14 protein-coding genes, 3 tRNA genes and 1 other RNA gene are annotated in these 22,242 nt (G+C 31.2%); 4 read left to right on the top strand and 14 right to left on the bottom strand.

What is annotated here, in order from left to right:
- Positions 1-17: 17 nt before the first annotated feature.
- From NAB20_RS07175 to NAB20_RS07165, 3 genes are all read right to left on the bottom strand, one after another.
- Positions 18-3,350, bottom strand: coding sequence for a T9SS type A sorting domain-containing protein (locus tag NAB20_RS07175; RefSeq protein WP_375605767.1), 3,333 nt, complete (start codon positions 3,348-3,350; stop codon positions 18-20).
- Positions 3,351-3,667: 317 nt separating this feature from the next.
- Positions 3,668-4,102, bottom strand: coding sequence for a lipocalin family protein (locus tag NAB20_RS07170; protein ID WP_181142863.1), 435 nt, complete (start codon positions 4,100-4,102; stop codon positions 3,668-3,670).
- Positions 4,103-4,127: 25 nt separating this feature from the next.
- Positions 4,128-6,149, bottom strand: coding sequence for a fibronectin type III domain-containing protein (locus NAB20_RS07165; protein ID WP_375605766.1), 2,022 nt, complete (start codon positions 6,147-6,149; stop codon positions 4,128-4,130).
- A 265-nt stretch (positions 6,150-6,414) separates the two neighbouring features.
- Here NAB20_RS07165 and NAB20_RS07160 point away from each other — a divergent pair, with 265 nt between their 5' ends.
- The gene (locus tag NAB20_RS07160; RefSeq protein WP_240668973.1) at positions 6,415-6,687 is read left to right on the top strand and encodes a hypothetical protein; all 273 of its coding nucleotides are present in this window, start codon (positions 6,415-6,417) and stop codon (positions 6,685-6,687) included.
- Between the two features lie 198 nt (positions 6,688-6,885).
- On the opposite strand, the gene ssrA is transcribed toward NAB20_RS07160, so the two are convergent.
- Positions 6,886-7,283: a transfer-messenger RNA gene (ssrA, locus tag NAB20_RS07155) on the bottom strand.
- Positions 7,284-7,340: 57 nt separating this feature from the next.
- Positions 7,341-8,426: a beta-lactamase family protein gene (locus tag NAB20_RS07150; protein WP_240668970.1), complete on the bottom strand. Its 1,086-nt coding sequence runs from the start codon at positions 8,424-8,426 to the stop codon at positions 7,341-7,343.
- Positions 8,427-8,763: 337 nt separating this feature from the next.
- Here NAB20_RS07150 and NAB20_RS07145 point away from each other — a divergent pair, with 337 nt between their 5' ends.
- On the top strand, positions 8,764-9,969 hold the full coding sequence (locus NAB20_RS07145; protein ID WP_127823655.1) for an NAD(P)-dependent oxidoreductase: 1,206 nt from the start codon (positions 8,764-8,766) through the stop codon (positions 9,967-9,969).
- A 192-nt stretch (positions 9,970-10,161) separates the two neighbouring features.
- On the opposite strand, the gene NAB20_RS07140 is transcribed toward NAB20_RS07145, so the two are convergent.
- Positions 10,162-10,608 carry a KTSC domain-containing protein gene (locus NAB20_RS07140; protein WP_375605765.1) on the bottom strand — a complete coding sequence of 149 codons (447 nt, stop codon included), beginning with the start codon at positions 10,606-10,608 and terminating at the stop codon, positions 10,162-10,164.
- Positions 10,609-11,442: 834 nt separating this feature from the next.
- Here NAB20_RS07140 and NAB20_RS07135 point away from each other — a divergent pair.
- Positions 11,443-11,841 (top strand): hypothetical protein, encoded by a 399-nt coding sequence (locus NAB20_RS07135; protein ID WP_105196167.1) that lies wholly within the window; start codon positions 11,443-11,445, stop codon positions 11,839-11,841.
- A gap of 354 nt (positions 11,842-12,195) precedes the next feature.
- On the opposite strand, the gene NAB20_RS07130 is transcribed toward NAB20_RS07135, so the two are convergent.
- The 8 genes from NAB20_RS07130 to NAB20_RS07095 form a co-directional block, all read right to left on the bottom strand.
- Positions 12,196-12,268: transfer RNA gene (locus tag NAB20_RS07130), tRNA-Met, on the bottom strand.
- Positions 12,269-12,307: 39 nt separating this feature from the next.
- Positions 12,308-12,380 (bottom strand) — tRNA-Met (locus NAB20_RS07125).
- Positions 12,381-12,418: 38 nt separating this feature from the next.
- Positions 12,419-12,491 (bottom strand) — tRNA-Met (locus tag NAB20_RS07120).
- 88 nt (positions 12,492-12,579) lie between these two features.
- Positions 12,580-13,698: a histidine decarboxylase gene (locus NAB20_RS07115; protein ID WP_088393177.1), complete on the bottom strand. Its 1,119-nt coding sequence runs from the start codon at positions 13,696-13,698 to the stop codon at positions 12,580-12,582.
- A gap of 245 nt (positions 13,699-13,943) precedes the next feature.
- Positions 13,944-16,862 (bottom strand): FAD-binding and (Fe-S)-binding domain-containing protein, encoded by a 2,919-nt coding sequence (locus tag NAB20_RS07110; protein ID WP_105196166.1) that lies wholly within the window; start codon positions 16,860-16,862, stop codon positions 13,944-13,946.
- 98 nt (positions 16,863-16,960) lie between these two features.
- On the bottom strand, positions 16,961-18,853 hold the full coding sequence (serA, locus tag NAB20_RS07105) for a phosphoglycerate dehydrogenase (protein WP_127823639.1): 1,893 nt from the start codon (positions 18,851-18,853) through the stop codon (positions 16,961-16,963).
- Positions 18,854-18,899: 46 nt separating this feature from the next.
- Entirely contained in the window at positions 18,900-20,264 is a 1,365-nt protein-coding gene (locus tag NAB20_RS07100; RefSeq protein ID WP_375605764.1) for a hypothetical protein, read from the bottom strand.
- An 89-nt stretch (positions 20,265-20,353) separates the two neighbouring features.
- Positions 20,354-21,202, bottom strand: coding sequence for a DUF1338 domain-containing protein (locus tag NAB20_RS07095; RefSeq protein WP_235819761.1), 849 nt, complete (start codon positions 21,200-21,202; stop codon positions 20,354-20,356).
- A 173-nt stretch (positions 21,203-21,375) separates the two neighbouring features.
- On the opposite strand from NAB20_RS07095, the gene NAB20_RS07090 reads away from it, so the two are divergent.
- The gene (locus tag NAB20_RS07090; RefSeq protein WP_088393187.1) at positions 21,376-21,846 is read left to right on the top strand and encodes an Lrp/AsnC family transcriptional regulator; all 471 of its coding nucleotides are present in this window, start codon (positions 21,376-21,378) and stop codon (positions 21,844-21,846) included.
- The last annotated feature ends 396 nt before the right edge of the window (positions 21,847-22,242 follow it).

The following is a 22,242-nucleotide window of genomic DNA, read 5'->3' as shown; positions in this document are numbered from 1 at the left end:
TTAAAATTTTTATAGAATTAATAAATAATAATTTTTTTGACTAAAGTTTCTTTAGCTGTTTCCAATATTAAAGCATAAGTTCCAGTAGCTAGTGAACTATTAAAATCTAAAACATAACTCTTTTGTCCGTTCTCACTTTTCTCCAATATAGGCTGTTGACCATTAATGGGGTAAAGTCGTAATTTAATAGGACTTGATTCCGCTAATTTTACTATGGTTTGAAAATCACCATTACTAGGATTTGGGGTTACTAGAAATTCCGTGATAAATGGTTGCGCTTCATTTCCGATTGTAGGATTTATCAATTTAGGTTCTACATTTATTGTTTTGGAATATAAAGCATAACAATCTCCTTGAGTTTGTTTCAATGAAATAGTATAACTACCTAAACTCCTAAATTTTAAAACAATATACTTTTCATTCTGATTTACTATCGTTACTGTATTAGGTATTTCCCAACTCGTATTTTCACCTAGTGGATTACTTGCGTTTATTAATATTACCTCATCGTTTAAATAGGCTTGTGAAGTCAAGAAAAATTCAGAAGATATAGCTACGTTACTGGTTTTTAAAACGAAACTATCTTCACCTAAACATCCTTTAGAACTTATAACCTTAGCTGTATAGGTGCCTGCTTGTGTCAAACTAACTTTGGCACTATTAGAACTAAAACCTTGAGTTGAGGTCCAACTATACTGCGCTTGAGGATCTGGGATACTTATATCTAAATCTAGTTGCTGACCATTACACAAAGTCCTATTCCCTCCTAAATTAACCACAATAGGATCCGGATTGTCTAATTTGAAATTCTTATAATAGGTACACCCTTTAGAATCTACTACTGTTAATTGATAATCACCAGAAGTCAAACTTACTATATCTTTTGTATTCCCTCCGGTACTCCAACTATAAGTATAGGGAGGAGTACCACCCGTCACAGTAGTAATTATACTACCATCAACACCATCATGACACGTAGGTGAAGTAACGATTCCATTAATTACAACACCATTGGGCTGATCAATCAACATACTCCCTTGCACAAAACACCCTTTGGCATCAACTACTTTTACAAAATAATTATTAGCGATCAAATTAGTAATTTGTGCTGTAGTGGCTCCCGTTGTCCATTCGTAAGTATAAGGTGGTGTTCCGCCTTTAGGTATTGCTGTAATCCAACCGTTATTTCCTGCACTACAACTAATATCACTCTTTTGGAATTGTAATTCTAATTTTGAAGGCTGTGGCATAAACTGAATGACAGGGGTTTCTTGGCTAATTACATTGTTGACATATATACCCAAACGAATTCCATTTTTATCTTCCACATTAAGCGAATAATTCCCATGGTTTAAATACTGTGCAGTCGCATCCTGATCATTCCAAATTTCCCAACTGCCATCCAACTTTTGTTTACTCCATATATATTTATAAGGTAAACCATTGTTGTCAGAACCTGTAAATGGAACTCCACCAGTAACCGTGGCTTGTAAAATTCCATCTTGCGATTCATCTCGTTGTCCATCAACTGGATTTAAATCAGCTTCATTACCAAACACATTGGTTACATTACAAGAAATACTGCGTAAAACATTTAATTTTACAACGATAGGGTCGGGCTGATTTAAAAACTGAGTAGAATTAGCCACTGTACAACCATCTTTATCCGTTGCACTCGTATAATTTTTATCCCTTACCGTTAGGGTATAAGTATCCGAAGGTATGCCTGTTAAAGTAAGATAATAAACTTTAGCTGTTGCATCATAATAAGGTGTAATATTGGTTTGCAAAACCCCCTTACTATTTTTCCATTCATAAGCATAACTATGATCGTCAAAAGGTGTTCCGCCTTTAATTGCTACTACTAATTGACCATTTGTGCCGCCATAAAAAGTAGGTTGTTTGATCGAAGTATACGATAATGAAACGGCTTCTTGAGGTTGCTGTATGGTTTCACTCAATTTTAAAATAGCGCCATTAGGTTGCAAGGCATTACAACCTTTCCAGTCACGGACTTGTATCGTATAAGTATCTTTGGTAAGTCCCATAAGAGTATGTGAAAACTCTGTGTCAAAACCTTTCCATGTCAAACCGTTATCTAATGAAAAACAATATCTTGATAAACCATTAATACCTTTGCAACTATCTTTGGTATCTTCAGTCTCTTTTTCTAATTTATTCCCCCCATTAGCTTCTATTTTAATAACACCATCTTTACCGCCATGACACCAAATATCGGTTTTAGTGAGTTTGAAGGTTACGGGGTCAGGTTTTTTGATTACAAAACTCTTCAAATGATTGGCGCCATTAGAGTATGTAGCTATACCATTAATAGAACCAATAATTCTCACATTATAGGTTCCTTCGGGCAAATTTTTAATCTCAAATGAATTAGTAGAGTCTAGTTTTAAATTACCAATTGGAATATTTTTGTCTTGATTCCCATTTTGATCGATTACCTCACATCCTAATTTTTCATTCTCTATTAATGGTCTATCAAGATTTACTTTTATTATACCATCAGTAGAATAATGGCATGTTGAATGCGTAATATATGAATTAACTATATGTGGACTCGATCTGAAAATTTTAAGTTGGACAGTATTTGATTTTGCAGTGGGGTAGCTACCTGAAAAACAAGAAACTAGCCTAAAATCAATATATTTTCCTTCGTGATTTAGATATTCATTTACACCAAATAAATCTATAGCAGAAACTGTCAATTTATCTAATTTATATAAATTTGAATCTATGTTTTTATATTCTGCTTCTGACTCTGTTGAAAATTTATATTGATAATTGTAAAGTGTAGCATCAAATCCGGTTTTACCTGACAAAATAATTTTGTCATCAGTAGGTAAATAAGTTTCTCTTAAAATTGGATCTGTTTTAATTACAGGAGCTTCTAATGTATGTATAGGAGTAATTTTAAAACTAATATTACCACCTATTTCTGTTGCATTAGAACCATTGTGATATGTTTGATCATTAGATATACATTCGGCTGAATAGAAGCTTTGATCAAAATATCCATGTGCTCCTTCACAGCTACATCTCCAACAGGCATAGTTTTGTCTTCTTGCATGAGCTATAATTCGAATACCTGATATTTTTTTTGGACTTTCAAAAATTTGAGCATGGTAAAAATTATAATTATCATTAATAACTGCTATTTGCTGTTGGTTTCCATCTGAATAAATAACATTAACAGTGCATTGGGTTTCACACATATCATGCCCATCGTCATTATATGCTCGATATCTTAAGCCATAATCAAGTTTATACATGTTATTATTTTGTGCTACACAAAAATTAAACATGAGTGCTAAAAATATTATGTACTTGTACATTGTTAATTTAATTAGAAATTTAAACTTTATGATTTTTAAGTAGTTAACTGTCAGATTAATTAAAACTCAATTTTAATTAAAATCTATTTCACAAATCAATTATTAATAATTTGTTATATTTTAAAAAAATTTTATAAATTATTTAAATTATTTTTTTTATGAATGTCCGCTTTGTGTAATAATATGTGATTTGTCATTCTGAACAAAACGAAGTAAAGTGAAGGATCTACTGATTAACAAACAGATTCTTCCTTCGAAGGAATGATAAGTTCTCTTCAAAATTAATTTATGTTAGAAAACGGACATTCATAATATTTTTAATTTCGTGAAAAAACAATAATTAAAACAACATTATTTTGTATAAATTTCATTTTTAATTCTGTGTCTGTATGTTTAATTATTTCAAATGTTTTTAGTATAGTATCTTTTTCATATAATTTGATTATATTTCCCTCACGTTTCCACGTGGCTTTTTCTACACTATTTATCTGACAATTACTACTAAATGAAGTAGAAGACATATTTCCATCAGTATCAAATGTATAATAGTTTTTTGAACACCCAGGTTGATTATCTGTAAAATCTTGTAAAATTTCCTCTCCATTTTTAATTTCGCCTTGTTTTATGATAAACCATTTTCCTTCAATTTTAGGAGTAGCAACTATTGAAGTTGTTTGGTCATTTTCTTTCGTGCAAGAATAGATGCTAGATAATGAAGCTATGCTCATTAATAAAATAATTGCTTTTTTCATTTGATGTTTCATTTGATGTTAGAATTTAATAATTTAAAACTACACTTTCCGATTTACAAGGATTACCAGATTCCAAGTTTACCAAAAGATGATATTCATACTCTGTATTCATACTTAATTGCGTGTCAGTAATTTCTTGAATAGGCTTGTTTATTTCTTTCCATAATGAAGGGGCTTCTCCTAATTTATTCCTATATATACTCACCCCCTTTATCTTTTCTTTAGATTTTTTAAAACGCCATGTCAGTAGTATTTTTCGCTGTTCTCTATCTACTGTTCCTATTAAATTTTCAATAATAGCAATAGGATTCATATCAATAAATTCAACGGTAACTACTGAATGCTCTAGTGAGGAAGTTAAACCCACTTTATCTTTGGCTACTATGGCATACTGATAGGTGTTCTTATTTTCTAAATTTTCATCGGTATAACTTTGTAGCGTATCGTGTACTTTCAGAATTTCTGTCCATTCTTTTTCTCCTTGCTTTTTACGGCGCAGATGATGCGAAACCACATCTTCACTATAACTTCGTACCCACTCTAAATGAATTTTTCCTTTACTTACGCTATAATCTTTAAAAATTGGAGCTGTGGGTGGGATACGATCCGGCTTTTCGAGTACCAAAATAGCTGACATCTCAGAAATATTATAGCGCTTGTCTTCTGCCGCCAAACGATAATATACTTTAGGATTCGACATTTTTAAACTTACTTTATCCGTATAACTTGTTCCCTGAAATGGTTTGGTGTGAATATCAACAAACTCTTCATTGACATTATTAGCTTTCAAAATTCTGTACCCTAATAAATCTTTCTCTATATTCGCGTTCCATTTTAATTTAACCACGCCTAAACTGTCAATAGTACCTTCTAAACCTAGAGGTTTCATAGGAGGAATGGAATCAATGGGTTGTACCAAAGTACTTTGCGAATTAAGTCTTTTGTTATTTTTTCCAACCACAAAGATTTTAAAGTAATTGGATGGCCCTAAATTTTTATATTCAAATTTGCGCGTTTGTGGAGAAAGCAATTCAGTTACTTTTTGATAAGGTCCCTTTTCATCTTCTGAATGGTTGACTTCAAAACCAGCAATATGATTTTCTAAATCATTTGGATAAGACCAATCTAATATAACACTATTGTCTTTAGTAATTTTATAATCATCTATACGTGTGGGTAAAAAAACATCATGGACACCTTTTGCTGTAATAACTTTGCTCAACTGTCCTTTTTCACCAAAAGCACTAATGCCATATAATTTGTAATGATAAGTTTTATCATTTTGAGCTAAAGTATCTACATAATATAATCGTTTAGATTGTACACCTTTTTGCTCATTCATATTTACTATAGGTGCATTAGTTATTGGTGAAAATGCTACTCCATCTTCGGAACGTTCAATTTTATAAGATGTAAATACATCTTTATACGATTCGTAATCCCAGGAAATCAATACTTTTTTATCATCAGAAACAGCAATTAAATCATCTATTGCAGGTAGTTTTTTATAATCTTTCATACCCACTAATACAGATGCCGATTTGAACTTACTATTAGGAATACTAATTTGATAGACATAAACCTCATTTCTAACGATAGAATTATCAACAAATCCCCAACCCGCTTTTAATGCGCCTTCAAAACTCATATCGGCAGCAAATAAACCGAAAGTATGACGTTGCTCCATTTCATCGGCTGTCTCAATAATTTTGGAAATAGAATTATTATTTTGTCCACTAATTTGGAATTCCTCACCATATATAGACTGTGCAACAATAGCAGCATAATTGTCTTTCTGGATTAGTTCAGCCCACTGCTCCAAAGGTTGTGGTAATAAAGGATTAACAGTCAATATTTTTTTCTCAGGTTCAGCTATTAATTGATTCCCTTTTTTAACAGTATAACGGGTTAGTATAAATCCCGTTTTAAGAGCTTTTTTCCACTCAGACGCAGAGGTAACTCCCCATCGCAATAAAATTTTGTCTTTCTGTCCGCGTGCAATGATTTTTAAAGGACTTACTTCTTTATTTTGAGCTATAAAACTCATTTTCACAAAAATTAAAAGAATAAAGAGAAATCTATTAAGAGTAATTGACATTTAGTTTTTTATTTTTTTGCAAAAGTACATTTTTAAATTATTTATTAAAATTTTTTTTAAATAATTCAAATAATTCGGTTATTGTTTTTAAATAATTTAAAAATTCCGTCAAAAAAGGCAATTTTTTATTTTTGCCAAGGCAATAAAAGATTAAAAACAAAAGTTGAGGAGGACAATTAAAAAAAGAGAGCTTTGTCAAAATTGAACACTACTTATGAACCCTACAGATCTTTTAAAATTGATACTTCCTGATTTTCTAGTTGATTATTTTGAAATAATTTCAGTTTATAATTCACAAGAAAGCCTGCATCTCTATTTTGAAGAAAAAGCAAAACCGCCAATAGAGTTTGATCACACAGAGTTAGTCTCTAAAGGGTTAACAGTCAATTATCAATCAATACTAAACTACTTTGATAATAGAAGTACTAATGCAGCTGCGAATCTTTTAATGCAAAAAAAGCCTTTAGGAGTCAGTTTAGAGAGGTAAGAAATATCGATTTTTTCTTATTCAGATTATCCAATCTTTTTGCTTAATCCCCACCTTTTGTTCTTGATCCATTACTTCATTTTGGAGGATTCTACAGATGAATTTTAAAGAGAATTTTTATGTCCGTTTTTATAAAAAAATACTTTATCGGGCAATTGTCGGTCGTAAAATTTAAAAAGCCTTGAAAAACAAGGCTTTTCGTGGAGTCGGAGAGAATCGAACTCTCGTCCAAACAAGCAATCAAAGAGCTTTCTACATGCTTAGTTTTCACTTAATTTTTCGACTGAAAGCAAGGTTGAAAACGACCACTCTCAGCTTAGCTTTATCCGTGTCAAAAAGGATTTAAAGCTTTACCTTTTCTAGGGTTACTTTTACGGTTCTCCTTAACCAACCGCCGTAAACCAAGGCTTTTGAGGAAAATCTAGCTTTCCTACCTTGTAGGAACTAGGCAAATCGTACTATAATTCGGATTAAGCAGCTAAAGCGTAATTATTTTCGCCGTGTAATGTTCGTATAGCAGATATTTACGAGCCTACCATACTTGGCTCGGCATGCTTACTAATTAATTCCACTCGCTGTCAAAACCAGTCGACCCCAATTAGTCCCACAAAATTAAGAACTTTTCATAAACTACAAAATAATTCTAAAACAAATTATTCTACTATTTCATCTCCTTTTTTATGTATATGAAAAGGATAATCTCCAAAAAGACCTGTTGCTAACTTCATATAATAGGCCTTACGAGTATACTTATTAGATAAAGCAATCAAGGTAACTTTTTCTTTTTTTAATGTAATATAAGCAGATGTATTACCATGCCACCATCCATTATGATAAAACATTTGTTTGCCATCTTTCCACTCTAGCATTCGAATTCCTAACCCATAATTTCGAATTCCTCTGGCCTCATAACTATATCCTTTATAAACTTCTGTCAAAAGTTTTTTATTTAAAAAATCAGGATCATACGTTGCTTTATCAAACTTTAACAAATCGCGAGGTGTAGCGTATATATTCTTATCTCCATAAATATCATCTAAATGGTTTAAAGGATATTTTATATAATGCCCTTTATAGGAGCAACTTGCTGTATCAGCATGCTTACTTAAATCAAAAACGTAAGTATTTTTCATCCCTAATGGTTGAAATATCATTTTACTCATCGCTGTACGATAATCCATTTTTGATACTTTTTCAATAATTAATGCTAACAAAGCATAATTAGTATTACAATAACTAAATCGAGTATCAGGTTTAAACTCTAACCCTATTTTTCCATTTTGCATAATTGTAACTAAATCATTGTTATGCAAAATTTTACCCCTTTGCCAAACTCCTTTATCTTCTATAAAATAACTATAATTCCTCAAACCACTTCTATGATTTAATAACATACGGACGGTTATGTCTTTATACGGAAATCCTTCTAAAATAGCACTTACTTTTTCATCTAACTTTAACATATTAGAATCTATCAATAACAATACAGCTGTAGCTGTTAAAACTTTACTTACAGATGCTATATGAAGAGGTGTTTCTGCTGTTATAGGTCTTTTTTCTTCAAAATTACTCATTCCGCTATATCGTTCATATAAGATTTTCCCATTTTTAGCAACTAAAACACCTCCCGAAAAATCATTACTAAAAAATTCTTTATCATACAGATAATCCATACTATCTTGAATCTTTTGTAATTCTTTTGAATCTATACCAGACGTAGCCATTTCAAAAGGTTTCATCGTATAAATTTTACCTATTTTATACTCTTCCTTATTTTTTACTTTCGTTTTTTTATTTGTACAAGCAAATAAAAAAAACACAACTATTATAGTGGACGCACAAATATTAAATAACCTCATAACTATTTTTTATAAAGAAATTTCCATTTTAAAATTATCAATTCCCAAAACCTTCTTTCATTAATTTCATACAAAATGGGCGGCAAATATAACCAAACCTCTATACTTTTCATAAAAACAACTCATCTTTAAAATTGCACAATATCTTTTAAACGTTATATTTGCAACAAAATTAAACTCTTAAGTTATAAAACCATCCTTTAAAACTACTAAACAGATGAAATTTGGCATTATCAAAGAGAGAAAAAACCCACCCGATAGACGTGTTGTTTTTTCACCACAAGAATTACTAAGAGTAAAAGAAGTCTTTCCAGAAGCCAATTTTGAAGTTGAAACTTCTGATATTCGTATCTTTAAAGATGAAGAATATAGCAAATTAGGCATTTCTATAGATACCGATTTAACAGATTGCGACATATTAATAGGTGTAAAAGAAGTACCTGTTGAAGCGTTAATCCCTAATAAAACTTACTTCTTTTTTTCTCACACTATAAAAAAGCAACCTTATAATCGAAAACTACTAGTTGCTTGTTTAGAAAAAAATATCCGACTAATAGATCACGAAACGATAGTAGACACAAACAACAAACGTTTAATTGGTTTTGGACGCTATGCGGGTATAGTAGGCGCTTATAATGGCATTAGAGCATTTGGCTTAAAATACGATTTATACAACATTGCAAAAGCAGAAACCTTAAAAGATCAACAAGATTTAATAGACCGATTAAAAAGGATTACACTTCCTCCAATTAAAATAGTCTTAACAGGTCATGGCAAAGTAGGCCTAGGTGCTAAAGAAATGCTAGACGCAATGAAGATGAAACAAGTTAGCATTGACGACTTTTTAACTAAATCTTACGATCGTCCTGTATACACCCATATAGACTTAGAGGACTACAATCGTCGAAAAGACGGAAGCCCTTTTAACAAAAAGGATTTTTATACACATCCTGAAGAGTATATTTCTAATTTTGAACGTTTTACTAAAGTCGCTGACATCTTCATGGCGGGTCATTTTTATGGCAATAACGCCCCTTATATACTCACAAAAGAAATGCTAAAAGCTACTGACAATAAAATAAAGGTAGTTGCCGACATATCCTGTGATGTAAATGGCCCTGTAGCTTGTACGCTTAGAGCATCAACAATTGCCGAACCTATTTATGGTTATTTACCGAACGAACATCGTGAGATTCATTTTGAAGATCCGCGCGCTATAGCCGTAATGGCTGTTGACAATCTTCCGTGCGAACTCCCTAAAGATGCAAGTGAAGGATTTGGAAAAACCTTTTTAGAGTATGTCATTCCATCATTTTACAACAATGATGCTGATCAAATATTAGAAAGAGCTACTATTTGCAAAAATGGCAAGCTAACGCCTAAATTTGAATATCTACAAGATTATATAGAAGGAAAAGAATAAAAACGCAGCAAGAAAGAGCATTTAAGTAAAATAAACACCTAGCATCTCCATTCAAAGACAAGCGAAATTAAATTATATTCTATAATTTAATTTCGCTTGCTTATTTCAAGTCTCTCTCCAATCGAAGTAAAAGATTACAATCTTTCAGATATCTTTTTCAACAAATTTTCTAGTTATTTTTCAAAATTACTTTTAATCTAAAATGGCTTCACCTGATTTACGATAGATATATTGTCCATAAATATGTCTTTTAGCAAATCGGTTAGGAGATTCAGCATTAATCATTTTGATATAAACGTTTTTTGGAATTCCAAGGTATTCATAAGTCATACCATTAAGATAGGTTACAAACAAAACTTGTTTTTCCAAATAAAAATCAACTATAGGAAAATTAGCAACCATTTCTTGATACTCAGGAAAATTTTTATCCCGTGTCTCATTCGCTATGCTAACCAAAAAATGATATGCATTAATAATTTCCTTACTTTTTTCTTCTGCTAAAACACGTCCTTCTTCATCATTAGCAAATTTATCGGGATGTATTTCTTTCATCGCATTTCGATAAATAGTCTTTAATTCCTTTAGACTAACATTCTTATCTACTTCCAATAATTTGCGATACTCTACTACTCTTTTCATATTTTTTTACAATAAAAAAGCCACTCTTTTCCGAATGACTTAACTAGAAACAAGAACAGGACTCGAACCTGTACCTTTTTTTAAAGGATATGAACCTCGAATTCGTCTTTAAAGATAACTTTTTACAAACGCTCTTTTCTTTCTTGTCTTTACCTTACGAAACCCTTTTTAACCTAAAAGACATAATAAAAGGCTAAATCTATTTTAGAAGACAAAACTTTCGATCAATATAGTACATCAAAAGCTCTCTTCTCTTTCTTAACACTTATCCTTAGATAAAATACAGCTTAGTAATAGTGCGTATTTTATATTTTCTTACAAATCAGCAGCAAAGATACTGAAAAACTTTATTTAATATAAAAATTCAACTATCAAACGTTTTCAGCTTCAATTAGAAACAATATTATCAACCTCATAAAGACTCACCCTGATTATATTAAAAACTTACCCCAAATAAAAATTACTTTAAATCTAAAAGAGTACGTCATTTTTCATCCTCTATTAGATTATTTTTAAAAGACCGAAAATATTATTTCAAACAAAGAAGACTCGAATGTAGCGAATAGATAAAAAAACAACTCCTCCTACCACAGAAGCAACAAACTACATATTATTACTATTTTTTTAAACACTCACATCTAAAAAAACACACATTCATATCCCCTTTCCTTCACCCTAACCTCAATTTTTTATTTCAAAACGAAGTCTAATTCGTAATCTAGATTAAAAAAATCACAGGCTAAAACACAAACTCTTATAGCGTTTTTCCATAGAGTTTTACTATATTAAATCTATTTGAATTATTTTTACCCCATCAACTCAAATCTAAAGCTAATGAAAAGCTCCAAAGACTCTAACGAATTCCATATTTCAAAAAAACTTCGTTTTATAGAAAATTTACACATTGTTTTTTGGCTAATTAAAGATATGTGTTGGTGTTTAGAATTTAAAAATTTAGGTATAATAATGGCTATTCCAACCGTTAGCATTAGTCTTTATTTTATTTTTAAAAACAAAGCTGACCTTTCAGAACTATATCACAATATTGCTGTGTTTCTTTGGATTATAGCCAATACTTGGTGGATGTCATCTGAGTTTTTCAAATTTGATGAAAAAATATTGATATTAGATTTAAAAGGGCGTTCTCTTGCTGCATTTCCTTTTGGATTAGGTATTTTATTGCTACTTATTTTTTACATTTTCATTTACCCTAAAAAGAAACAAAGCAACTAAATTCATTGGTTCTTTTCTCACAATACAATATTTCCAATATCCCTTTTTCAGATTTTCATCCAAAACCCCAATTCAAAACCCATAAATCAACTCAAATTTCGCATTAGACTCGAAGTAAATAAGCAAAATATCTATTCCTCTTTATTTTTCTTCAAATTCAAGCACATACTCTAATTTTAATCATCAAAAAAGCGCCTTATATCTTTTTCTATAATTTTCGTAAGCAGTTGAATTTATTGATTTTTTTGTTTCAAAACTAAGTCTAATCTAAAATCTGAGATTTTACAGGATAAACTGAATTTCTTTTAAAAGGTATTAAAAAATAACCCCTTCATGAATGAAGGGGTTATTTAGTAGCGGGAACAGGACTCGAACCTGTGACCTTCGGGTTATGAGCCCGACGAGCTGCCTACTGCTCTATCCCGCGCTGTGCGATTTGTATTTTATAGTTTTTTTAAAAACTTAGTAGCGGGAACAGGACTCGAACCTGTGACCTTCGGGTTATGAGCCCGACGAGCTGCCTACTGCTCTATCCCGCGCTGTGCGATTGTATTTTATAGTTTTTTTCAAAACTTAGTAGCGGGAACAGGACTCGAACCTGTGACCTTCGGGTTATGAGCCCGACGAGCTGCCTACTGCTCTATCCCGCGCTATTTCGAGTGCAAATATACAACGTTTATTGAGATCTACAAGCACTTTTATCATTTTTAATTCATTTTATTTTTAAACAACTCCAAATCAATGATTTAATTTTAAAATATCGGAAATAAACTCATCTATTTGTTCAAAAGTAACATTGGGCATACAAATAATATGCGAATATCCTTTCTCTGTTGCTAATTGCCATTTTGCACGAACTTCAATAGAAGGCGACGGAAATACTACTGTAATTGCATTTGGGTTACGCCAAGCTTTTACTCCCATTTCATTTAATCGTTGCTCTGTATAAGCTGCTACTTTTAAACTATGTTGCGTACGAGAAGCAAAACCTTGGATACCTAATTTTTTAATTGCATACCATAAAAACAATGGACTATGTCCGTTTCTAGAACCTGTAATCGTAGCATCTGATGATCCTATATAAGCTATTTTCTTCGCTATCCTGTCTCTGTTTTCTTTTTTAACCACAACTACTCCCGAAGGCATTGGCGAACCAATAAATTTATGTCCACTTACCGAAATACTATCACATCCATCTACAAAATCAAAAGCAGGACGTGGCTCTACAAACGGAGCAAATCCTCCTGCCAAAGCTGCATCAGCATGTATATAGTGTTTTTCAATGGCCATATCTCCTATTATTTCTTTAATTGTTGGAATATGATCTTTTGCTTCTGTCATCGTTGTACCTATATTGGCTACGATCACAACAGGACGATGTCTATTATAACGAATAGCTTCTTTTAAATCGCTATAATCTATCTCTCCATTTTCTTGTGAACGCACAATAACATATTCCATATTGAGGAGTGTTACATTTTTTTGAATGCTATAATGCGTATCTTCAGAAAAATAAACCATAGCATTAGGATATAGTTCCCTTGCAACATATAATCCATACAAATTCCCTTCTGATCCACCATTTGTTACATACCCCCAAACGTTTTCTGGATTAGCCCTGAATAACTCTGCAAAAAAGCGAACCACTTCGCGCTCCATTTCACGTGAATCTACTTGATAAGTTGATTTTACAAATGGATCTCCTAAATTGTTCATTGGGAATTGCAAAAAAGGAAGTAGTTCGGAATAATCAAAATCTTTCGAAACGGGATATCCTAAAAAATACTTTGTACGGTCTTCTACTTGGGACAATAATTGTTGTAACTGTTCTGAAACTGCTAAATCGGGACTACTCATCTTTACTTTTTTTGAACAAAAATAACATTATTAGAATATTATTTTGTAAAAATACAAATATTTAGTTTTTAAATCTATTTTTAATTTATTTTTCAAATTTTAAAACTAAAAACAAAATTAAAATTAAAACAACACTTCATAATTTTCTAACAAAAAAGAAACCCAAATTAATCTTATTGCTTGGATTAATTTGGGTTTTTAAATTTGAGTATATTTCTTATTGAATTAATCGCACTGGTACTCTTTTATTTTAGTGCTTTATATAAAATTTCTACAGGATGTTCCGCCATTCTTCCTGTTCCATCTGCAATCTGATGACGGCAACTTGTCCCTGAGGCTGAAATAATAGTTTCTTTTGCTTCTTGTCGAATTGTTGGAAACAGCACGAGTTCTCCTATATTCATCGAAATTTGGTAATGTTCTTTTTCATATCCAAATGAACCTGCCATACCACAACAACCGCTCGGGATATTTAAAACCGTGTAATTCTTTGGTAATGACAATATTTGTTTTAATGGAACTAAAGAGGAAAGAGCTTTTTGGAAACAGTGTCCGTGCATACGAACACGCTCTTCTTTATCTGTAAAACTTTCAGAAGTAATTTTTCCTTTTTCTATTTCTTGTGCTAAAAATTCTTCAATTAAAAAAGTGCGTTTAGCCATTTGCTTTGCTTTATCTTTTAACTCACCTCGACATAAATCAGGATACTCATCTCTAAAAGTTAAAATAGCAGATGGCTCTATCCCTACTAAAACGGCATTTTGAGGCAGTAAATCATCTATTTTTTTTATATTTTTCTCTGCTATTTCGCGGGCAATTTTGATCATTCCTTTTGACAAATAAGTTCTTCCGCTCATTCCTATTTCTAGAACTATAACTTTATATCCTAATTTATTTAATAACTTAACAGCTGTTTGTCCAATCGTTACATCAAAGTAATTCAGGAATTCATCATTATACAAATAAACATTTCCATTTACAAAAGTCCCTTCTTGATTAAATTGAGTAATCCATTTTTCAAAGGTTATTTTGTGCATTTCAGGTAGTGATCGTTTTGTTGCAAACCCTGTTGTTTTTTTTATTAATGTTCCTAAAAAACCTTTGGTCGATAAATTGTATAAGAAAGGAGTGTTTTCAAATAACTTATTTACTCGTGGTGTATGGCCAATTAGTTTGGAACGAAATTTTATTCCGTTTTTATCATGATATTGCTGTAAAGCTTCTGCTTTTAGTTTTGCCATATCGACATTAGAAGGACATTCTGACTTACAACCTTTACAACTCAAACAAAGGTCTAGAACATCTATTATTTCTTCATGATCAAATGGATTCGTTTTTTTAGAATGTGTGATGGTTTCACGTAAAATATTAGCTCTTGCTCTTGTGGTATGTTTTTCGTTACGAGTTGCCATATAACTAGGACACATGGTTCCTCCACTTTTTTCTGTTTTACGACAATCTCCAGAGCCATTACACATTTCCGCTGAACGTACAAAGCCATTTAAATCTGAAAAGTCAAAATAAGTTTGAGGCATTGGGGTTAATTGTCCTGCTTGATAACGTAATGAAGTATCCATAGGAGGTGTATTAACAATTTTATTCGGATTAAATACATTCCAAGGATCCCAAGTATTTTTTACTTGAATAAACATTTGATAAATTTCATGTCCTAACATGAGTGGAATAAATTCACCTCGTAAACGTCCATCTCCATGTTCTCCACTTAATGAACCTTTGTATTTTTTTACCAAATGTGCTATATCGGTTGCTATAGTGCGAAACATAGCGGTTCCTTCTTTTGTTTTTAGATCTATAATGGGACGTAAATGTAATTCTCCTGTAGCGGCGTGTGCATAATGTACGCAGTATAAATTTCTACTTTCTAAAATTTGATTAAATTCTTCAATAAAATCAGGTAAGTCTTCTACAGCTACTGCTGTGTCTTCAATTACAGCTACTGCTTTTGCATCTCCTGGAATATTGGACAATAATCCTAAACCTGCTTTACGAAGATTCCAGACTTTATTTGTATCTTCTCCATAAACGATTGGAAAATGGTAACCTAAGCCAGCGGCTTTCATTTGTTTTTCCATTTTTTGAGCTGCTTCTTGAATTTCTTCTATTGTATCACGAAGAAATTCTACTACTAGAATAGCTTTCGGATCTCCTTGAACAAAGAAACGGTTTTTACTTTGTTCGATATTTTCTTTTGTACAATCTAAAATATAATGATCTATTAATTCTATACTGTCGGGATTGTATTCTAAAGCTATTAAATTAGCTTTTAAGGATTCATTAATACTATTACAATGCACACATACTAAACCAGCTTTGGGCTTTAGTGCATCTACTAAATTCAATTTTATTTCTGTTGAAAAAAACAAAGTTCCTTCTGAACCTGCTATAAGCTTACAGAAATTAAATTTTTCTTGAAAATTTCCAAAGGGTGCTGTATCTGCCAATAGATCTAAAGCATATCCCGTATTACGTCTTGGAATTGTTTTTTTAGGATAATTAGTATTAAATAGCTCTTGATTGACTGGATTGGATAATATTTCTTTTGCTTGTAAATAAATGTTTTGTTCTAATTCACTTACTACATTTATACCTTGGCATTTTGCATCAAATTCTTCATTTGTTAATTCGCCAAAAGTAACTTCATTTCCGTCTGCTAAAAAGCCTTTAATTTCTAACAAATGCTCTCGAGTAGAGCCATATATAACGGATCGAGCGCCACAAGCGTTATTACCTACCATTCCACCAATCATACAGCGATTGCTGGTGGAGGTTTCTGGACCAAAGAATAAACCATAATTTTTCAGATGTAAATTCAGCTCATCTCGGATTACTCCAGGTTCTACCCAAGCGGATTTTTCTTCTTTATTTACACTTAAAATAGATGTGAATTTTTGAGATATATCTACTACAATACCTTGTCCTACTACTTGTCCTGCTAATGAGGTTCCTGCTGCACGAGGTATAACACTTAATTGGTTGGCACGAGCAAAATCAATTATTTTTTTTATATCTTCTTTTGATTCTGGGACTGCTACAGCCATGGGCATTTCACGGTACGCACTAGCATCTGTGGCGTATAGTGTACGCATAGTTTTATCATGATATAACTTTCCTTTTAACGATTGTGCTAAAACATCTAATTTCATGCTTACTTTTACATTTTTTTAAAGAGAGACTTTTATTTTCTTTATATTTATTTATATTTTCAGATACTGGGGTGTTTAAACTTTTTAAGCCACTTTATCTAATACAAAATCCTATATCGTATTGTATTGGGAATGTTTTTTAATTGTTTTTCTAAATTTGGATCGTAAAAGCTATCTACATCTGTAATTACGTATCCTATTTGTTCATTTGTTTTTAAATATTGCCCTAAGATATTACAATTTGCATTAGACAGTATGGTATTAATTTGAGCTAAAATACCTTTTACATTTTCATGTATGTGCATTATTCTATGTGCATTATCAAATTCAGGCAATTGAATTTCAGGCAGATTAACACTTCCAAAGGTGGTACCTGTATTGATGTATTGTATTATTTTTTGCGACACATAATTTCCTATATCGTGTTGTGCTTCTTCTGTACTTCCTCCAATGTGTGGTGTTAATATAACATTTTCTCTTCCGCGCAAAGAGGAAAAAAATTTTTCATCATTACTTTTAGGCTCATAAGGAAACACATCTATAGCGGCTCCTCTTATTTTATTGTTGTCTAAATTAGCAATTAGCGCATCCATATCTACTATATGTCCTCGTGACAAGTTTAGAAAGACTACGCCTTTTTTCATGATTTCAAATGCTTTTGCTCCAATTAGTTCTTTATTTTCTTCTCTTCCATCAACATGCAACGTTACTACATCTGCAAGTGCTAACAATTCTTGTAGTGATGTACATTTTTTAGCATTTCCTAAAGCTAATTTATCTACTACATCATAGAAATACACTTGCATTCCTAAAGCTTCTGCTAAAATAGAAAGTTGAGAACCAATACTACCATACCCTACGATACCTAATTTTTTTCCTCTGATTTCAACACTTCCATTAGCTGACTTATCCCAAATACCTTGGTGCATTTTTTGACTTTTTTCAAAAGTAGCACGCATTAACATAATCATCTCTCCAATAGCTAACTCTACTACTGAACGCGTATTACTGTAAGGTGCATTAAAAACAGCTATTCCTTTTTGATTACAAACTGGCAGATCTACTTGATTTGTTCCTATACAAAAAGTACCTATTGCATGTAATTTATGTGCTTTTTCTAAAACACGAGCTGAAACGGTTGTTTTGGAACGAATTCCTAATATTGAAACTTCTTTGATTTGATTACATAACTCCTCTTCAGAAAGGGACTCTTTTAAAGTTGTTACTTGATAACCTTCTCTTTCAAATTGAGCTACTGCATCAGGGTGAATATTTTCTAACAATAAAACTTGTATTCTGTTTTTAGGGTACGAAACGGATGCTTTATAGGATAAATCGTATAATATTTCATCTAAAGAAGGTGCTATTTTTTCTGCTAGATCTAATACAACTTGACGACGCACATTTTCTGTAAATGCGTAAAATTTTGAAACAACTCCATATTGTAATGCTTCATAATCTGTATAACCATCACCAATCATAATGACTTCGCCTTCAAGATTGAGAGATTGTATCTTCAGGGCTTTCCCTTTATTTTCACATAATTCATCTTTTTCATCAAATCCTACTATATTTCCTTGATGATCAAAAGCAAAACTATTGGCTAGTACATTTTCGGATTTTATCCCAAACTCTTGAACAATAGGTACTATAATTTCTTTAAATCCGTTGGAAATAATATATATATTTTCACTATGAAGTTTAAAAAACTTTTTATTGCGAATAACTGAAATAGAAATTTTATCTTTTAACCTTTTGATTAATTCTTCTAAATCATCACGATGTGCTTGTAATAATTGGATTCGTTTAGACAATGATTCTTTTAAAGTAAGCTTCCCTTCCATTCCTTGATTGGTTATTTCTTGAATGGTTTTTAAAACGGTTTCGGCTATTGCTGTTTTTCCATGAACAATTGTACATAACTCATCGAGTGCTTCTACTTGTATAAAAGTACTATCGAAATCAAAAATAAAGGTTTTGTGTTGTGTCATAACAGATTCGTATGTTTTAATAATTTAAAATAAAACAATAAAAGCTTTATTTTGCTACAGAAACTATCTGTATTAATTCAGATAAAATCAAGGGGTTCGCTTTTTTAAGGACTTCGGAATTAATATTTAAATAATTTAAAATTTGTTCCGTTGCTTTATCTTTTTTATCAGATAATCGAATTCCTTTATTTTTTCTTTTATCTTTTATCAGTAATTGATTATATTCTGATGCAATATAAAAATTTTGATTTTCATATACTATTTTTCTAAAATCATACCATACTGTCAACCAATCTTTTGCGTCTTCTACAGCTTGATAAACATCAAAAAAATCCGCATTAACTAGATCAAAGGCAAGATAGGAGTTGTGTTCATTATGAGTTTCTATGAATACTTTTTCTCCATTTTTTCCATGAATGATGTAAGGTTTTACATTTATATCTAATGGTTTAAAATAAAGGTGTTGTTTTCCTATTTTAAAATCGGATTGATCGTTAAACCCTGGTATTTTATCAAAGGTTCCTATTCCTACCATTTCTTTATGTTTACATAAAAAGTACTCAGCGCTTTTGTTCACATATCGCATTTCTTTTTTTTGTTCTGATTTGGATGGATCAACCATATTTTGTTCATAAATAAAATGTCCTAACGCGTAATTATGTTGAAAAGCTTTTGTAACTAAAAGATTTAAAGCATCTTCTTTTTGAAGTGTATCATATATATAAACGGTTCCATCTCTTACTATTAAACGATTAAACTGTAGAGCTTCTACAAGTCTAAAATAATCAGGATGATCAAAGAAATTATCGTTTTTTGTTGTACAATAAGAAGTTATAAAGTTAGCATCTAAATCAAATAGAATGTATTTAGTATAATTTAGCAAACCGTTTTTAAAGTCTAAACTTCCTATTTTTTCTTCAAAAAAGCCTACTTTTTCTCCATTAACAAATAAGTTATTTTCTATAATTTGAATTTTTTTGTTATTTGTATTTTCTTCTACTGGTTTCATTTCGAATGATTCTAGTTTCAATCGCTCTTCATCTATTGTAAAAAGGCGTTCTAAATCGAGTCCTTTTTGACTCAATACATGGTACTGACATAGCATTTTAATAAATTCTTTGGATCGGCTAAAGGATTCTTCTAAAACAGAACATTTCTTTGCGTTTGAATAATTGGGATTAGTTAACTCAAATTGAATTTCATTGGATTCTTTACAATTTCTACAAGGTATCATTTTAGCATGAAGCATCAGATTGTTGTTCAGGTCATATAAATCGTATTTGAAGCGATTAGATATCACTTTTAATTGGAGGACAGGAACACCGTCTATAGCTACTCTATCATTTTCAATTTGAATAGTTTGAGCAAATGTTGTTAAAGAAATAAATAATAGGAGAATTTTATTAACCATACAGAATCATTTTATTAAGATTTATTTTAAAACAAAAAAAGTCCTCTTATTTACATAAGAGAACTCTGTATTAATTTTTATTTAAAAACTTATTTGGTTCCATTCTGAAGTTTCACATCTGTACTTTCAAAAATTTTATCTGCTGAAGCAGCTATAAAACCTGAATACAATTCACCATTAGCCATTGGATAACGCAGTGCGAACTCATAGTAGCAAGAAGGAATTTCTCTAGTTCCTTCGTCAAAATTTACAGTATATAAATCAGCTAATGTACTTGATTGCTCTAGTAATTCAGCTGGTGTACCTTTAATTTCGCCACCAGAAGTATTTAATTTCCAACCTTTATCTTTCAAAAATTGGTTTAAAGATTCTAAAGTTGGGAATTTAGTTAAAGCATTTACGTTAATTGTAAAGTGATTAGCGCAGAAACCATAAATATACATCCAAGCAGCATATTCAGACTCTTCTAACAAAGCAGAGTAAGTTGCATAGGAAGAATTAGCCCATACAGCTCCGCTCAAAATTAAGTCTTCTTTTTCAAATACCGATTGGTCACAAGTATCTAAAATTTCCTTCACCGTTTTTTGTAAAGTGTCCGAACATTTAGCTAACTCTAATTGTGATATAAATACACGTGGTGCATTTTTATCTGTAGCATGTTCATAGTGTTTAGCAAATAATTTTTTAGATTCAAAAATATATTCACCTTTTGGTTCATAACCTGCTTTTAAAAATGGTTTTTCTAAAACCGAAATATCGACACGTTTATCATCGTATGTACGAATAGCAATATGATCATTTCCTATTACTTCTCCTTCAGCAGCTAATAATGCGTGAATTTTTTCAGCGGATGGGGTAATAGCTATGTATTGCGCCCATAATTTTGATAATAATTGATCTTTATCCATGGTGTTGTTTTCTTTTTTAATGTGACACAAAATTAGTGTTTTTATAAGTATATTTACAACATCCAAGTAAATTTATTAAAATTTGACATAAATACAGTTATATTTGTGTCAAATTAATATTTTAAAAAGAATAAAAAACAAGCAAAAAATCAATATTCTATTTTTCTTATTTTCTTAATATATTCATTTCAAAAAAGATTAAAGTGTCACAAGGTTTAAACAAAATAATAGATTATATTAACAAAAAAATTATTCAAAAACTAAGTTTAGATGGTCGTTTTGCTTATTCTGAATTAGCCAAAGAATTAAATATTTCAAACTCTTTAGTTCATCAACGAATTAAGAAAATGCAGGAAGCAGGTATCATAAAGGGTTTTTCTATAAAACTGGATGCAAAAGCCATGGGCTATGAAACGATTACTTATACAGGGATTGCTACAAAGGAAGCACGTTATTCCTATTCGATTGCTGAAAAACTAAAGGAAATTCCAGAAGTAGTCGAGTGTCATTTTGTGTCAGGAAAATATGCTTTATTTTTAAAAATTGTAGCGACTAACAATGAGGAGTTCAGAAAAATTCTGTATGAAAAAATTCATATCATTGAAGGTGTAGGAAGCACTGATTCGTTCATTTCTTTTGGTTCTGCATTTGAAAAAGAAGTCCCTATACTCTAATGATTAATCATTTGAATTTCTTTTTTGAGGACTCTTTTGCTTTTCAATTTTCATTCATTTTTATAACGATTAAAAAAGACATGTAATAAAAAGATTTAGAACGAACTACTATCAGCTCTCTATCTAGGAAATAAAAGAGTTCTTGTCAACTATTTTTATACATTTTGACTCATTACTTCATAAAAGTAAACAGGCCGATCCTTTTACCGATTTTGAATTTAATTCAAATTTCGCATTAGAGTTGAACAAAGTGAATTGACGGAGCCTAAAATCTATTCCATTTTATTGTTTTTCCAATTCAAGTATGTGCTCTAATTTCAATCCCAAATTCCGCATTAGACTTCATGCGCGAGATGAAAAGACAAAAAAAGGAACAAAAAAAATTTCTTGTAGATA

It is taken from the genome of Flavobacterium davisii, from assembly GCF_042182265.1.
Classification (GTDB): Bacteria; Bacteroidota; Bacteroidia; order Flavobacteriales; family Flavobacteriaceae; genus Flavobacterium; species Flavobacterium davisii.
This window is presented reverse-complemented; position numbering and strand designations above follow the sequence as displayed.